Source organism: Microbacterium sp. Bi98, assembly GCF_918698045.1.
GTDB lineage: Bacteria > Actinomycetota > Actinomycetes > Actinomycetales > Microbacteriaceae > Microbacterium.
In genome coordinates, this window is record NZ_CAKKLK010000002.1 from 85,639 (window position 1) to 100,525 (window position 14,887).

At 68.1% G+C, this 14,887-nt stretch carries 14 protein-coding genes; 2 read left to right on the top strand and 12 right to left on the bottom strand.

All coding sequences use genetic code 11. The features are described from left to right. Window positions 1–56 precede the first annotated feature (56 nt). The 3 genes from serA to LQZ85_RS04175 form a co-directional block, all read right to left on the bottom strand. Window positions 57–1,661, bottom strand: coding sequence for a phosphoglycerate dehydrogenase (gene serA, locus LQZ85_RS04165; protein ID WP_053095864.1), 1,605 nt, complete (start codon window positions 1,659–1,661; stop codon window positions 57–59). A 114-nt stretch (window positions 1,662–1,775) separates the two neighbouring features. Further along, window positions 1,776–2,126: a hypothetical protein gene (locus tag LQZ85_RS04170; RefSeq protein ID WP_230100559.1), complete on the bottom strand. Its 351-nt coding sequence runs from the start codon at window positions 2,124–2,126 to the stop codon at window positions 1,776–1,778. After that, complete coding sequence (locus tag LQZ85_RS04175) at window positions 2,123–2,644, bottom strand: hypothetical protein (protein WP_230100560.1); 522 nt, start codon at window positions 2,642–2,644, stop codon at window positions 2,123–2,125. The genes LQZ85_RS04170 and LQZ85_RS04175 overlap by 4 nt, the downstream gene beginning before the upstream one ends. A 77-nt stretch (window positions 2,645–2,721) precedes the next feature. Between LQZ85_RS04175 and LQZ85_RS04180 the strand changes: the two genes are divergently transcribed. Continuing rightward, the gene (locus tag LQZ85_RS04180) at window positions 2,722–3,651 is read left to right on the top strand and encodes a hypothetical protein (RefSeq protein ID WP_230100561.1); all 930 of its coding nucleotides are present in this window, start codon (window positions 2,722–2,724) and stop codon (window positions 3,649–3,651) included. Between the two features lie 67 nt (window positions 3,652–3,718). On the opposite strand, the gene ilvC is transcribed toward LQZ85_RS04180, so the two are convergent. The 7 genes from ilvC to LQZ85_RS04215 all read right to left on the bottom strand — a co-directional run bounded on the left by ilvC (window position 3,719) and on the right by LQZ85_RS04215 (window position 12,488). Further along, window positions 3,719–4,906 (bottom strand): ketol-acid reductoisomerase, encoded by a 1,188-nt coding sequence (ilvC, locus tag LQZ85_RS04185; protein ID WP_261987737.1) that lies wholly within the window; start codon window positions 4,904–4,906, stop codon window positions 3,719–3,721. Then, window positions 4,794–5,303 (bottom strand): acetolactate synthase small subunit, encoded by a 510-nt coding sequence (gene ilvN, locus LQZ85_RS04190; RefSeq protein ID WP_056278631.1) that lies wholly within the window; start codon window positions 5,301–5,303, stop codon window positions 4,794–4,796. The genes ilvC and ilvN overlap by 113 nt, the downstream gene beginning before the upstream one ends. Window positions 5,304–5,305: 2 nt before the next feature. Then, entirely contained in the window at window positions 5,306–7,108 is a 1,803-nt protein-coding gene (locus tag LQZ85_RS04195; protein ID WP_053095859.1) for an acetolactate synthase large subunit, read from the bottom strand. A gap of 61 nt (window positions 7,109–7,169) precedes the next feature. Continuing rightward, entirely contained in the window at window positions 7,170–8,888 is a 1,719-nt protein-coding gene (ilvD, locus tag LQZ85_RS04200; protein ID WP_053095858.1) for a dihydroxy-acid dehydratase, read from the bottom strand. A gap of 9 nt (window positions 8,889–8,897) precedes the next feature. Continuing rightward, window positions 8,898–9,692 (bottom strand): trehalose-phosphatase, encoded by a 795-nt coding sequence (otsB, locus tag LQZ85_RS04205; RefSeq protein WP_230100562.1) that lies wholly within the window; start codon window positions 9,690–9,692, stop codon window positions 8,898–8,900. A gap of 63 nt (window positions 9,693–9,755) precedes the next feature. Beyond that, the gene (locus LQZ85_RS04210) at window positions 9,756–11,165 is read right to left on the bottom strand and encodes a trehalose-6-phosphate synthase (protein ID WP_056278630.1); all 1,410 of its coding nucleotides are present in this window, start codon (window positions 11,163–11,165) and stop codon (window positions 9,756–9,758) included. Between the two features lie 51 nt (window positions 11,166–11,216). Next, window positions 11,217–12,488, bottom strand: coding sequence for an MFS transporter (locus LQZ85_RS04215; RefSeq protein WP_072591164.1), 1,272 nt, complete (start codon window positions 12,486–12,488; stop codon window positions 11,217–11,219). 237 nt (window positions 12,489–12,725) lie between these two features. Between LQZ85_RS04215 and LQZ85_RS04220 the strand changes: the two genes are divergently transcribed. Then, the gene (locus tag LQZ85_RS04220; protein WP_053095855.1) at window positions 12,726–13,007 is read left to right on the top strand and encodes a hypothetical protein; all 282 of its coding nucleotides are present in this window, start codon (window positions 12,726–12,728) and stop codon (window positions 13,005–13,007) included. Window positions 13,008–13,010: 3 nt separating this feature from the next. Here LQZ85_RS04220 and LQZ85_RS04225 read toward each other — a convergent pair whose 3' ends face one another. Then, window positions 13,011–14,240, bottom strand: coding sequence for an acetyl-CoA C-acetyltransferase (locus LQZ85_RS04225; RefSeq protein WP_230100563.1), 1,230 nt, complete (start codon window positions 14,238–14,240; stop codon window positions 13,011–13,013). Then, window positions 14,237–14,887, bottom strand: a complete 651-nt coding sequence (locus LQZ85_RS04230; protein ID WP_187249537.1) for a CoA transferase subunit B — start codon at window positions 14,885–14,887, stop codon at window positions 14,237–14,239. Before LQZ85_RS04230 ends, LQZ85_RS04225 begins: the two co-directional genes overlap by 4 nt.

Sequence of the window (14,887 nt, forward strand, 5' to 3'; positions counted from 1 at the left end):
GCGGGAGGAGCGACCTCCCGGCCGCTCCTCCCGCTCTGTCGGAGTCTCCCCTGCGATCAGACCTCGGTGATCTCGATCTGACGGAACAGGTCCGCGTCGATCTCGTTGCGCAGGTCGTCGAGCAGATCGTCCGAGACCGGCGAGTCGAGGGTGAGAACGCTGAGCGCCTGATCGCCCGCCCCCAGGCGCGAGATCTGCATGCCTGCGATGTTGATACCGGCCTCGCCGAACTTCTGACCGTAGACCGCGACGATGCCGGGACGGTCGGTGTAGAGCATCACGACGTGGTGCTTCTCGATCGGCAGCTCGAGGGCGTGGTCATTGATGGCGACCAGCTTCTCGGCCTGCTTGGGGCCCGTGAGGGTGCCCGACACCGACAGCTGCGTGCCGTCCGAGAGCGCTCCAGCCAGAGTGATGACGTTGCGGTACTCGTCGCTCACGTCGTCCTTGAGCAGACGGACCGCGATACCGCGCTGGTCGGCGAGCAGCGGTGCGTTGACGTACGACACGGTCTCGCTGACGATGTTCGTGAAGACGCCCTTGAGCGCGGCGAGCTTCAGCACGCTCACGTCGTAGTCGTTCAGCTCGCCGTGCACCTCGACATCGAGGCTCGTGAGAGGCGACGTCGCGAGAGCCGCGAAGATCTGGCCGAGCTTCTCGACGAGCGAGATGCCGGGGCGCACATACGGGTCGATGACTCCCCCGGCCACGTTGACCGCATCGGGAACGAGGTCGCCGCCGAGCGCGAGGCGCACGGAACGCGCGACCGAGACTCCGGCCTTCTCCTGCGCCTCCTCCGTGCTGGCACCCAGGTGCGGAGTGACGACGACGTTCGGGAGGTCGAGCAGCGGACGAGCAGTTCCGCCCTCGGCCGGGGGCTCGGAGGTGAAGACGTCGAGACCCGCACCCGCGATCTCACCGGCGACGAGGGCCGCGTGCAGCGCTTCCTCGTCGATGAGGCCACCGCGGGCGACGTTGACGACGAAGGCCGTGGGCTTCATGGCCGTGAACTGCTCGGCACCGATCATGCCGGTCGTCTCCGGCGTCTTCGGCATGTGGATCGTGAGGAAGTCCGCCTCTGCGACGAGCTCGTCGAGCGAGAGGAGCTGCACACCGAGCTGCTGCGCGCGGGCCGAGGTGACGTAGGGGTCGTAAGCGACGACGCGCATGTCGAACGCGGCGAGGCGCGCGGCGACGAGAGCTCCGATGCGGCCGAGGCCGACGATGCCGACCGTCTTCTCGAAGAGCTCGGCTCCCGTGAACGAGCTGCGCTTCCACTGACCGGCCGCGAGCGATGCGTGTGCGGCGGGGATGCGACGGGCGAGGCTGAGGATGTGGCCGACCGTCAGCTCGGCGGCCGAGACGATGTTCGAGGTCGGCGCGTTGACCACCATGACACCCGCGGCGGTGGCTGCCTTGATGTCGACGTTGTCGAGCCCGACGCCCGCGCGGGCGACGACCTTGAGCTTCGGAGCGTGGGTGAGCGCCTCTTCGTCGATGTGCGTCGCCGAACGGATGAGCACCGCATCGGCATCCGCGAGCGAGGCGAACAGCGCTTCGCGGTCGGTGCCGTCGACGTTGCGAACGTCGAAGTCGGGGCCGAGGGCCTCGATCGTGGCGGGAGAGAGAACTTCAGCGATGAGCACGACGGGCTTCGGCACAGGGATCCTTCGGGGCAGCGCGACAGGGGGCCGATGCGCCGCACACCGTGGGGGCGCGATCACTTCAACTGTACCCGAGCGGCTCCGCTGCTCCGTGCCGTGTGACGCCGTCTGTCAGAGAGCGACGGTCACGAGATCGGACATGTTGAGGATGCTGTAGCCGATCACGCTCAGCCAGAACACCGCCACGACGCCGAGACCCGCCAGCAGCACCAGAGCGAGCTCGCCCGCGCGTCGCCGTCGCCCGATCACGTACGCGAACACGAAGACGAGCGCCGGGAACACCACTCCGAAGAGAAGGGTCACCCAGCCGATGCCGGTGAGTCCGCTCTGGGCCATGGAGACGAGATGAGCGACGGCATTCCAGATCGCATAGGCGTAGAAGAGTCCTGCGACTCCGAGCACGAGTGCATTGAGCCACCGCGGGGAGGCGGAGGTCGCCGGAGAGGTCGACTGCTCGGTCATGATCCGATCACCCCCACCGTCACGAAAGGCCAGGGCACGAGCAGCACCACTCCGAGCAGCAGCAGTCCGACCCGGATCCACGTCGCCTTCGCACGGGTCAAGACCCACACCGCGAGGAACCAGAGCGCGGGCGCCGCGACCGCGAGCACGAACCACGGCACGTACATGGCATCGGCCACGATCAGATTGGCCAGCGGCTTCAGCCGCATCCCTCCGACGACCCATCCGATGCTGTACAGGAGGTACACGCCGCCGACGACCCCGAGGGTCAGCAGCATCGCGGTGCTCAGGTGTGCTGATTCCTGCTCGTCCGGCATCGTGACGGTGCCGTCGGTCTCGACGCGACCGACGGCCTCGCTGCCGCGGCCGACGGCGTTCCAGCCGTCCGGCAGCGCCGCATCATCGGCGTGATCCCGCTGGGTGGACGCCTCGCTCTCAGGGCGCTTCGGAGTGCGCGCCTTCGGCGCGACGCCGTCGTCGCCGTCCCAGCTCAGGGCATCGTCGGAGTCGGAAGTCATGTCCCCAGCGTAGGACACGTCGTCCACTATGCTCGGGGGCATCTGGGCCACCGCGGCCCTCTCCGGAAGGGAAGCCAGTGGCCGAGCAGAACGACAGGGTCGACCAGAGCACACCGAGCGGAGCCGACGAGCCCGCCGCGGGATGGAAGCCGACAGCCGCGGCGAAGTCGCGGGCGACGACCTTCCGCTGGATCGCCGCGGTCCTGTGGGGTCTCGCCATCGCGGCCGAGGCGGTGTCGATCTTCTGGCTGCTCCGCCAGCGTGAGTACGTCGGCGAGGACGGCACGCTCGTGCGCGACCCCGACACGGGCCTCCTGGAGGAGCAGGGCGTCACGGCGCAGTTCCCGCAGTGGGCGTTCGTCACGCTTCTCGTCCTGCTCGTGGTCATCGGCGCGCTCGCGATCACCGGCTCGGTGCTCTGGAAGAAGGCCAACAGGCTCGACCCCGCGCGCCGATCCGAGACCGTGCGCTTCTTCGTGCAGAACCAGCTCGGCGCGATCATCGCGATCGTGGCCTTCCTCCCCCTGGTGATCCTGATCTTCCTCAACAAGGACATGAGCAAGGGGCAGAAGACGACGGCCGGCATCGTCGGCGTGGTCCTCGCCCTGCTCGCCACGGTGATCGGTGTCGACTTCAACCCGCCGTCCGTCGAGAAGTACACGGCCGACCAGTCGGCGGTCATCCTGATGCTCGGAAAGGACGAGGTCGTGTGGGTCGACGGCGGTGCGGTCTACCACGTGTGCGATGAGGTCTCCGACATCCAGACCGGCAGCGAGAAGCGCACCGGCACCACGGCTGAGGCCGTGGAGGCCGGCAAGAGCCGCCTCACGCTGAAGTTCGCCTCCGAGCTGCGCACCTGCGGTCTCGCCGTGCCCGAGAACGCCGACGAGATCGAGGACGCGTTGCGCGAGATCCAGGGCGGAGCGGTCGACACTCTTCTGCCCGCGCCGGTATGGGCCGACCCCGCCGACGCCCCGATCGAGGTCGAGGAGGCTCCGGCGGAGTGACCCGCAGAACCGCGAGAAGGGGCCCGGTGCGATCCGCACCGGGCCCCTTCTCTTCGACCGTCTCAGATCAGCGCGCAGCGCTGCCGTCGACGTAGTCTTCGTCCTGCTGCTTCCATGCGAAGAGCGAACGCAGCTCCTTGCCGGTGGCCTCGATCGGGTGCGTCTCCTCCTTGGCACGCAGTGCCAGGAACTCCTCGGCGCCGTTGTCCTGGTCGTCGATGAAGCGCTTCGCGAAGTTGCCGTTCTGGATGTCCGCGAGGATCGCCTTCATCGACTCCTTGACCTCGGGGGTCACGACGCGGGGACCCGAGACGTAGTCGCCGTACTCAGCAGTGTCGGAGACCGACCAACGCTGCTTCGCGATGCCGCCCTCCCACATGAGGTCGACGATGAGCTTCAGCTCGTGCAGCACCTCGAAGTACGCGATCTGCGGCTGGTATCCCGCTTCGGTGAGCGTCTCGAAGCCGGCCTGCACGAGGTGGCTGACGCCACCGCACAGCACAGCCTGCTCGCCGAACAGGTCGGTCTCGGTCTCTTCGGTGAAGGTCGTCTTGATGACGCCGGCACGGGTGCCGCCGATGGCCTTCGCGTACGAGAGCGCCGTGGCCCACGCGTTGCCCGATGCGTCCCGCTCGACGGCGATGATGTCGGGGATTCCACGGCCGGCGACGAACTCGCGACGGACCGTGTGACCCGGAGCCTTCGGGGCGACGAGGATCACGTCGACGCCCTCAGGAGCATCGATGTAGCCGAAGCGGATGTTGAAGCCGTGCGCGAAGGCGAGCGTCTTGCCCTCGGTGAGGTTCGGTGCGATCGACTCGCTGTAGATCGTGCGCTGGTGCTGGTCCGGCGCGAGGATCATGATGAGGTCGGCCCACTGCGTCGCGTCGGCGACGGTCTTGACCGCGAATCCGGCCTCTTCCGCCTTCGGCGCCGACTTCGACCCCTCCTTGAGGGCGATGGCGACCTCGACACCCGAGTCGCGAAGGTTCTGCGCGTGCGCGTGACCCTGCGAGCCGTAGCCGACGATCGCGACCTTCTTGCCCTGGATGATCGACAGATCGGCGTCTGCGTCGTAGAAGATCTCGGTGCTCACTGGTTTCTCTCCTTGATTGATGTTCGTGTACGTGTGTGAAATCTGGTCAGCCGCGCAGGACGCGCTCGGTGATGCTCTTGCCTCCGCGGCCGATGGCGAGGAGGCCCGACTGCGCGATCTCCTTGATTCCGAAAGGCTCGAGGGCGCGGAGCATGGCATCGACCTTGCCCCGGTCACCGGTGACCTCGATCACCAGCGCGTCGGAGGCGTAGTCCACCACAGAGGCGCGGAACAGGTTCGCCACCTCGATGACGTTCGACCTGGTCGCGTTGTCGGTGCGCACCTTGACGAGCATGTGCTCGCGCTGCACCGAGGTCGGGAAGTCGAGCTCGACGATCTTGATGACGTTGATCAGCTTGTTGAGCTGCTTGGTCACCTGCTCGAGAGGAAGATCCTCGAGGTCGACGACGACCGTGATGCGCGAGATGCCAGGCACCTCGGTCACGCCCACCGCGAGAGAGTCGATGTTGAAGCCACGGCGTGCGAACAGTCCCGCGACTCGGGTCAGCAGGCCGGGGGTGTTCTCCACGAGGAGGCTCAGCACGTGAGTCGACATGGTCAGTCCTCCTCGTCGAATGCGGGCGCGTGCTCGCGGGCGTACTGGACGTAGCTGTTGCTCACGCCCTGGGGAACCATCGGCCACACCATCGAATCGGCGCTGACGACGAAGTCGATGACGACGGGACGGTCGTTCGTCTCGAGGGCGAGCTTGATCGCCGCGTCCACCTCCTCCTCCTTCTCCACGCGGATCGCGAGGCAGCCATATGCCTCCGCGAGCTTCACGAAGTCGGGGATGCGGACGGTGCCGTGACCGGTGTTGAGGTCGGTGTTCGAGTGGCGGCCGTCGTAGAACAGCGTCTGCCACTGGCGCACCATGCCCAGCGACGAGTTGTTGATGATCGCGACCTTGATCGGGATGTTGTTGATCGTGCAGGTGGCGAGCTCCTGATTGGTCATCTGGAAGCAGCCGTCACCGTCGATCGCCCACACCACACGGTCGGGCTCGGCGACCTTCGCGCCCATCGCAGCGGGAACCGAGTAGCCCATGGTTCCTGCACCCCCGGAGTTCAGCCAGGCGTTGGGGCGCTCGTACTTGATGAACTGCGCAGCCCACATCTGGTGCTGTCCCACGCCCGCGGCGTAGATGCCCTCCGGCCCGGTCAGCTCACCGATCCGCTGGATCACGTACTGCGGAGCGAGGAGGCCGTCGGTCGTCGGCGCGTACCCGAGCGGGAACTCGTTGCGCAGCCCGTCGAGGTACGACCACCACTCCTCGGTGTCAGGGGTCGTGGTGGTGATCGCGGTGCGGAACGCCGACTCGAGATCGACCAGCACGTCGCGGACGTCGCCCACGATCGGCACGTCTGCGGTGCGGATCTTCGAGATCTCGGCCGGATCGATGTCGACGTGCACGACCTTGGCGTTCGGCGCGAAGAGCGCGGCCTTGCCGGTCACGCGGTCGTCGAACCGCGCCCCGAGGGACACGATCAGGTCGGCCTCCTGCAGCGCCAGCACCGCCGGAACGGTGCCGTGCATGCCCGGCATGCCGAGGTGCTGCTGGTGGGAGTCGGGGAATGCGCCGCGAGCCATGAGTGTGGTCACGACGGGCGCATTCGTGGTCTCGGCGAGGGCGAGCAGCTCGGCAGACGCGCGACCGCGGATCACACCGCCGCCGACGTACAGCACCGGCTTCTTGGCCTCGGCCAGAAGGGCCGCCGCCGCCTGGATCTGCTTGCCGTGCGCCTTGGTCACGGGGCGGTATCCGGGCAGGTCGTACTTGGGAGGCCAGACGAACGGCGCCATCGCCTGCTGGGCGTCCTTCGTGATGTCGACGAGCACCGGTCCCGGTCGGCCGGTCGAGGCGATCTCATAGGCCGCCGCGATGGCGCCCGGGATCTCCGACGCATCCTTCACGAGGAACGAGTGCTTCGTGACCGGCATCGTGATGCCGACGATGTCGGCCTCCTGGAACGCGTCAGTGCCCATCAGCGTCGAGAACACCTGCCCGGTGATCGCGAGCAGCGGCACCGAGTCCATGTAGGCGTCGGCGATCGCGGTCACGAGGTTGGTCGCACCGGGACCTGACGTCGCGATGCAGACGCCGACCTTGCCCGAGGACGACGCGTAGCCTTCGGCGGCGTGTCCCGCTCCCTGTTCGTGCCGCACGAGGATGTGCCGCAGCTCGGCGGCGTCCATCAGCGGGTCGTAGACCGGGAGGATCGCTCCTCCGGGAAGACCGAAGACGTCCTTGACGCCGAGGAGCTCGAGCGTGCGGACCACGGCCTCGGCTCCGGAGATCTCCGGTGCGGCGGACTTGGGTGCGGGCGGCCTCGGCACAGCCGAGACGGTGTCAGCAGTCATGACACTCCTTCTGATGGTCTGTTGGCGACGTCGGAGGCTGGGATGCCGGAGCCGACGCGGATCAGCCGGTCGTCGCGCCCTCGGCGGCGGACCGCACGAGACGCGAGTACTTGGCAAGAACGCCACGGGTATAGCGCGGGGGTAGCGGCTCCCAGCCAGAGCGGCGGGAGGCGAGCTCCGCCTCGTCGACGAGTAGGTCGAGAGAGCGAGCTGCGATATCGACCCGTATCAGATCACCATCGCGCACGAAGGCGATAGGACCTGCGTCCACCGCTTCGGGTGCTATGTGGCCGATGCACAGGCCGGTTGTGCCGCCTGAGAATCGTCCGTCAGTCAAGAGTAGTACATCTTTTCCGAGCCCCGCGCCCTTGATGGCCGCGGTGATGGCGAGCATCTCGCGCATACCGGGTCCGCCCTTCGGACCCTCGTAGCGGATGACGATGACGGTGCCCGCCTCGATCTCGCCGTTGGCCACGGCGTCCATGGCCGCGCGCTCGCGCTCGAACACCCGGGCGGAGCCCTCGAAGACGGCCGCGTCGAAGCCCGCGGTCTTCACGACGGCACCCTCGGGCGCGAGCGACCCGTGCAGGATCGTCAGGCCGCCGGTCGCGTGGATCGGGTTGTCGAAGGTGTGGATGACCTCGCCGTCGATCGGCTGCGGGTCGAGGTCCGCGAGGTTCTCGGCGAGCGTCTTGCCCGTCACGGTGAGCGCGTCACCGTGCAGCAGGCCCTCGTCGAGCATCGCCTTCATGATCACGGGGATGCCGCCGTGGCGGTCGACGTCGTTCATGACGTACTTGCCGAACGGCTTCATGTCCGCGACGTGCGGCACCTTGTCGCCGATGCGGTTGAAGTCGTGCAGGCTCAGCTCGACCTCGGCCTCGCGCGCGATCGCGAGCAGGTGCAGCACGACGTTGGTCGAACCGCCAAGGGCCATCGCGAGGGCGATCGCGTTCTCGAACGCCTCCTTGGTGAGGATGTCGCGGGTCGTGATGCCCTGGCGGAGCAGGTTGACGACGGCCTCGCCGGAACGGTGCGCGAAGTAGTCACGACGACGATCTGCGGCGGGCGGAGCGGCAGACCCGGGAAGGCTCAGGCCCAGGGCCTCGGCGACCGACGCCATCGTGTTCGCCGTGTACATGCCACCGCAGGCGCCCTCACCCGGTGCGATCGCGCATTCGATGCGCTTGAGGTCCTCTTCGCTCATGAGTCCCGCGCGGCAGGCGCCGACGGCCTCGAACGAGTCGATGATCGTGACGTCCTTCTCGGTGCCGTCCGAGAGCTTGACCCAGCCCGGTGCGATGGAGCCGGCGTAGAGGAACACGCTCGACAGGTCGAGCCGGGCGCTGGCCATCAGCATTCCGGGGATCGACTTGTCGCAACCGGCGAGCAGCACCGATCCGTCGAGTCGCTCGGCCATCATCACGGTCTCGACCGAGTCGGCGATGACCTCTCGCGACACGAGCGAGAAGTGCATGCCCTCGTGGCCCATCGAGATGCCGTCCGAGACCGAGATCGTGCCGAACTGCAGCGGGTACCCGCCGCCGGAGTGCACGCCCTCCTTGGCACCCTGCGCGAGCCGGTCGAGGCTCAGGTTGCAGGGTGTGATCTCGTTCCAGCTGGAGGCGATGCCGATCTGGGGCTTGTCCCAGTCGGCGTCGCCCATGCCGACGGCACGGAGCATGCCTCGGGAGGTCGTCGCCTCGATGCCGTCGGTGACGACGCGGCTGCGGGGCTTGATGTCGATGGGCGCGCTGGTGGAGGGATCATGCGAGGACATGACGGAAGTCTATTCCCGCCGGGAGGTGCGCTCGTCCGCGAGCGCCTCCAGAAGCAGGGCGATCTGTTGTGGGTTCTCCACACGAAGCTCGGCGGCGCTCTCCCCCGGTCCCACGCGGACGCCCAGATCGTCGCCGCTGAGCACGCGCATGGCGTCCTCGTCCGTGACGTCATCGCCGGCGAAAAGGATGGCGGTGGCGTCGAAATGCTCGCGCAGCGCGGTCATCGCGGCGTCCTTGCCCTCGTTCCGCGACGAGAACTCGAGCACGCGGTGCCCCGAGCGGCGTCGCCAGTGCGGGAAGCGCTCCGCGACGAGTGCATCGATCTCGGCGAACACCGCCTTCTCGACCTCGGGTGTGGCCGTGCGGGTGTGCACACCCATTCCGAAGGTCTTGGGCTCGAGCTCCGCCCCCTCGTATCGATCGATGATCGGCCGCGCGGCCTCCCACAGCTCCTCTCGCGACCCCTCAGCGGTGTCGCCGTCGACCTCGTTGGCGCCGACCCCGGGATACCAGTACTGCGCACCGTGCGATCCGGCCAGCGCGATCAGCGAGTCATCCGTGTGCTCGGTGATCACCCGCAGGTCGTGCATGCTGCGCCCGGAGACGTAGGCGACGACCGTGTCGGGGAGCGCCGCGAGACGGGCGACCTGCACGGCGACCTCGGGCAGAGCCCTGGCGGCCATCGGATCGGGGACGAGCGGAGATGCCGTGCCGTCGAAGTCCAGCGCGACGATCAGTCTGGGTGTGGCGGCGATGGCGCTCAGCGCCGGGTCTGCGGCTCCGGGGGTCCAGCTACGGGTCACAGTGTCTCCAATCGAGGCGGTGTCCTCCCAGTATGACCCGGCGGAACGGTGCGACCCGGCCGATCAGCGTCCGCGGACGTCCGCGAGTGCGCGCAGGAACGACGACGACCACGCGTTCACGTCGTTCTCCAGCACGCGACGTCGCAGCGACCGCATCCGCTTGCCCTGCTCAGCGGGCGTCATGGTGACCGCGGTCATGATCGCGTCCTTCAACCCGGCGATGTCGTGCGGGTTGACGCGCACCGCCTGCCGCAGCTCGTCGGCGGCGCCCGTGAACTCGCTCAGCACGAGCACCCCGCGATTGTCGGCCCGCGTCGCGACGTACTCCTTCGCGACGAGGTTCATGCCGTCGCGCAGCGCGGTCACGAGCATGACGTCGGCGGCGAGGTACAGTGCGACCATCTCCTCGCGCGGGTAGCCCTGGTGCAGATAGCGGATGGCGGTGTGCCCCATGGTGTCGTGATCGCCGTTGATGCGCCCGACCGCGAGTTCGATCTCATCGCGAAGATGCACGTACGCGTCGACACGCTCTCGGCTCGGACTCGCGACCTGCACGAAGGTGACGTCGTCGACGCTCAGCTTGCCGTCTTCGAGGAGCTCGCCGTACGCCTTGATGCGATGCCGGATGCCCTTGGTGTAGTCGAGGCGGTCCACGCCCAGGAGGATCTTCTTCGGGTTGCCGAGGCTCGCTCTGATCTCGGCCGCGCGCGCTCGGACATCGGGGCGTGCCGCGAGCTCGAGGTACGGAGCGGTGTCGATCGAGATCGGGAAGGCCCGAGCGACGGCGGTGCGCGTGCCGCCCCCCTCGGTCGGGATGGTGACCGCCGACCCCTTCACCTCGTGACGCAGACGACGGCGCACAGCGGTCAGGAAGTAGGTGGCGTCCTGTGCGCGCTGGAAGCCGATGACATCAGCGCCGAGCAGGCCTTTGAGCACCTGATCACGCCACGGGAGCTGGGCATAGAGCCCGTGCGCGGGGAACGGGATGTGGTGGAAGTAGCCGATCGTGACATCGGGCCTCAGTTCGCGGATCATCTGCGGCACCAGCTGCAGCTGGTAGTCGTGCACCCAGACGGTGCCGTCCTGTGCGACGACGTCGGCGGCTGCCTCCGCGAAACGGCGGTTGACCTTGACGTACGCCTCCCACCATTCGCGGTGGTACTGCGGCGGCGCGATGACGTCGTGGTACAGCGGCCAGATCGTGTCGTTCGCGAAGCCCTCGTAGTAGTCGGCGACCTCCTCGGCGCTGAGCGGCACCGGGATCAGGTCGATGCCGTTGATCTCGAATCGATCCAGCTCGACATCCGGCTGGCCGGCCCACCCGACCCAGGCTCCGCGCGCACTGCGCATCATCGGCTCGAGTGCGGCGACCAGACCGCCCGGGGAGGTCCGCCACTCCTCGTCTCCGTCAGGACCCACGACCCGGTCGACGGGAAGTCGGTTGGCGACGACGACGAAATCTGCGACTGACATGGGTGAGTGCTCCTGACGATGCAGTGGGGGTGCTCCTCAGGCTACAGAAGCTCAGACCGAGGCTACGCGAGGTCGGGTGCCGCTCAGCCACCAGTTGACAAGCCCGGCGACGAAGGCTATCGCCGCAGAGATGATCGGCAGCACGAGAGCGCTGGTCGTTCCCGCGCTCTCGGCGAGCTCTCCCGCCACGGCCGCGCCGAGGGACTGGCCGACGACGATCCCCGAGCCGAGCATCGTCATCACCGTCGCCGAGCGCCCCAGAGGGCTGCGCGCAGCCCCGAAGCTGTACTGCGTGACGAGGGTCGGGCCGATGCCGATCCCCATGATCCCGAGAGCGATCATCATGGTCGCCGGCGAGTCGACGAGGAGCAGCAGCAGGCTTCCGCCGAGCAGGATGCCGGCGAACAGCAGCCAGCGCGCGCGGAGCGAGAACCGCACCGGGAGCCACGCGACGCCGAGCGCGAGAATCGCCGACCCGACACCCATCACGCCGTAGAGGAGCCCTGCCTGTTCTGCGGCGCCGCGGTCCGCCATGAAGGAGGTGAGCGATGTGAGCATCGTGCCGAAGAACATGCCGACGCCGAGGATGCCGACGACGACGATCAGCAGACGCGGGCTGAAGAGCTCGGTCACGGCCGACGGCGCCCGCCCGTCCTCGCCTCGATGCACCGAGACGACACGCGCGCTCGGATGCAGGGCGAACGCGCCCACGAACACGACCGTGAGCACCGCCGCACCGATGAGCGGGGCCCACGGCGCGATGGCGGAGGCGAGGATGCCGACGATGAACGGCCCGAACACGAACACGGTCTCATCGGCGGCGGACTCATACGCCATGGTCCCCGAGACGGTGCGCGTGCGCGCCGCCTCAGGCATCCGATCGGCGATCATCGTCACGAGTCTGGATCGAGACATCGGAGCGACCTGCGGAGCGGTGGCGCCGATGCCGAACGCGGATATCAGCACCAGCGCGTCCGCTCCCCCCGTGTAGACGACGACGGTGAAGAGCACCAGCATCGCCCCGTTGGCGATCGCCAGGATCAGCAGCACCATGCGCTGTCCGAACCGATCGGCGGCGGCGCCGAGCAGAGGTCCGAAGCATGCTGTGCCGAGTCCGACGGCCGCGGAGGTGAGTCCGCCGAGCGAGAGCGAACCGCGCGCCGAGACGACGACCGTGAGCACTCCGACGACCATCATCGCGAACGGAAGCCGGGCGATGAACGCGATGATGAAATACGGGAGCCCCGCGATGCGGAGCAGTCCTCGCTCCTCAGCCGCGGGGATCGGGGCAGGGTGCTCGGGAATGGGAGTTGCGTGTGTCATGGGCTCTCGCGCGTCCGCGGACGCGGGGTCGGGTGCCGCCGCTGTCCGCCGGGAAGCCGGCGGCCGGTAGATACACGGATTGCGGCCGCGGACCAGCCGCGACCCTTCCATGGTAGCGCGGTCGGCGGGACGACGCCTGGGTTCCCGGGCCGCCTCATCGACGGACGGCTCTGACAGATTCCCCGCCGAGTTGTCAAGGCGGGGCGCGACGCAGCCGTCGACAGGTAGCGTGAAGTCATGAACTACCTCTCGGGCACCGGAATCGTCGGCGCGATCATGACGGGCGTCACTCTGCTCCGCGGATCCCGCGACACCAAGATCACCTGGCGCTCCGCCCTCGCGTGGGTGAGCTGGGGAATCACGCTCGCGCTGTCGATCGGCGCTGTCATCGACACCCGCCGCGCGAAGCAGGGTCGCCCCGTGTCGCCCGATTCGCCGGTCTATGCCAAGCAGCAGAAGGAGCGCGAGAAGGAAGCCAAGAAGCAGCGCTCCGAGGGCGTCAAGCCGATCAAGCGCTGAGTCTCAGCGGGTGAGGATCAGCGCCTCGCCCTGACCGCCTCCTCCGCACAGCCCCACAGCCGCGACACCGCTTCCTCTGCGAGCGAGTTCGTGTGCCATGTGGACGACCAGACGTGTGCCTGACGCGCCGATCGGATGACCGATCGCGATGCCGCCGCCATGGACGTTCACGATGTCGCTGGAGAGCCCGAGCTCGAGCTGCGATCGGGCGACGACCGCTCCGAAGGCCTCGTTGATCTCGACGACATCGAGGTCTGCGGCTGTGATGCCCTGCTTCTCGCACGCGCGTTCGATGGCCCGCGCGGGCTGCGCCTGCAGCGAGTTGTCCGGCCCTGCGGTCTGCCCGCTGGCGCCGACGGTGACGAGCACCGGCCAGCCTCTGGTCGCCGCCGTGGCGCGGGTCGTCACGACGACCGCCGACGCTCCGTCGGAGATCTGAGACGAATTGCCGGCCGTGATCGAGCCGCCCTCGGCGAACGCCGCCCGAAGGCCCGCGAGAGACTCGACGGTCGTGTCGGGCCTGATGCCCTCATCGGCGGTGACGAGCGTCGGCTCCCCCCGCCGCTGGGGAACGGCGACGGACACGATCTCATCGTCGAAGACGCCGGCGGCCTGAGCCGCCGAAGCACGCTGATGCGACAGCGCCGCCACCTGATCCTGAGCCCCGCGCGTCAGCTCGTAGCGGGCGTTGTGGCGCTCGGTGGACGCGCCCATGCTCTCTTTGTCGTACGCGTCGGTGAGGCCGTCGTGGGCCATGTGATCGAGCACCTCCACGCTGCCGTACGTCCATCCGTCCCGCGACCCCATGAGCAGGTGCGGAGCCCTGGTCATGGATTCCATGCCCGCCGCGACGACGACCGCCGCGTCTCCCGTCCGAATCATCCGAGCCGCGTCGATGATCGCCGTGAGACCTGAGAGGCACACCTTGTTCACGGAATGGGCGGGAACGTCCCAGCCGATACCGGCTCCGATCGCCGCCTGTCTCGCTGCGTTCTGTCCCGAGCCGGCCGCGAGGACCTGGCCGACGATCACGGCGTCCACGTCCGAGGGATCGATGGACCCCTGTTCCAGGGCACCTCGGATCGCGAATGCGCCGAGCTCCGGCGCGCTGAAGCTCGCCAGCTGTCCCTTGAGGCGGCCCTGGGGAGTGCGTGCCGCGGCGACGATCACGACGTCCGCGTCGCTCGAGTGGTCTGGGGCGTTCATCTCCGCCTCTCCGTTCTGTGCGTTCATCGGTCGTGCAGTTCTTCGGGGACCGTGAGTGTCGGCTCCGTCGCCGCCACGACCTGCTCCACCGTCACGCCCGGTGCGAGCTCGACGAGCGAGAGACCGTCCGGTGTCACGTCGATCACCGCCAGGTCGGTGATGATGCGATCGACGACCCCGCGGCCTGTGAGTGGAAGCGAGCAGTCGTGCACGATCTTCGCCGATCCGTCCTTCGCGGTGTGCTCCATCAGCACGATGACGCGCGCGGCACCGTGCACGAGATCCATCGCGCCGCCGGGTCCCTTCACCATCTTGCCCGGGATCATCCAGTTCGCGAGGTCTCCGGTGGCGGACACCTGCATGGCGCCGAGGATCGCCGCGTCGATCTTGCCGCCTCTGATCATGCCGAAACTCGTCGCGGAGTCGAAGTACGCGGCACCGGCCAGCACCGTGACGGTCTCTTTGCCGGCGTTGATCAGGTCCGGATCCACCGCGCCCTCGTGCGGGTACGGTCCGACGCCGAGGATGCCGTTCTCGGATTGCAGCACGACGGTCACCCCGTCGGGCACGTGGTTCGGCACGAGCGTGGGCAGCCCGATGCCGAGGTTGACATAGGAGCCGTCCCGCAGCTCTGCGGCAGCGCGAGCGGCCATCTCATCGCGTGTGAGCGCCAT

What these genes read in the sequence shown, in the direction of transcription:
- LQZ85_RS04195 (WP_053095859.1), bottom strand. Translation starts at nt 7,108, where the DNA reads ATGACTGCTGACACCGTCTCGGCTGTGCCGAGGCCGCCCGCACCCAAG.
- ilvN (WP_056278631.1), bottom strand. Translation starts at nt 5,303, where the DNA reads ATGTCGACTCACGTGCTGAGCCTCCTCGTGGAGAACACCCCCGGCCTG.
- LQZ85_RS04215 (WP_072591164.1), bottom strand. Translation starts at nt 12,488, where the DNA reads ATGACACACGCAACTCCCATTCCCGAGCACCCTGCCCCGATCCCCGCG.
- LQZ85_RS04225 (WP_230100563.1), bottom strand. Translation starts at nt 14,240, where the DNA reads ATGAACGCACAGAACGGAGAGGCGGAGATGAACGCCCCAGACCACTCG.
- LQZ85_RS04230 (WP_187249537.1), bottom strand. Translation starts at nt 14,887, where the DNA reads ATGGCGCTCACACGCGATGAGATGGCCGCTCGCGCTGCCGCAGAGCTG.
- ilvC (WP_261987737.1), bottom strand. Translation starts at nt 4,906, where the DNA reads ATGCCATGCTCCGCGCCCTCGAGCCTTTCGGAATCAAGGAGATCGCGC.
- LQZ85_RS04220 (WP_053095855.1), top strand. Translation starts at nt 12,726, where the DNA reads ATGAACTACCTCTCGGGCACCGGAATCGTCGGCGCGATCATGACGGGC.
- LQZ85_RS04170 (WP_230100559.1), bottom strand. Translation starts at nt 2,126, where the DNA reads ATGACCGAGCAGTCGACCTCTCCGGCGACCTCCGCCTCCCCGCGGTGG.
- LQZ85_RS04175 (WP_230100560.1), bottom strand. Translation starts at nt 2,644, where the DNA reads ATGACTTCCGACTCCGACGATGCCCTGAGCTGGGACGGCGACGACGGC.
- LQZ85_RS04210 (WP_056278630.1), bottom strand. Translation starts at nt 11,165, where the DNA reads ATGTCAGTCGCAGATTTCGTCGTCGTCGCCAACCGACTTCCCGTCGAC.
- ilvD (WP_053095858.1), bottom strand. Translation starts at nt 8,888, where the DNA reads ATGTCCTCGCATGATCCCTCCACCAGCGCGCCCATCGACATCAAGCCC.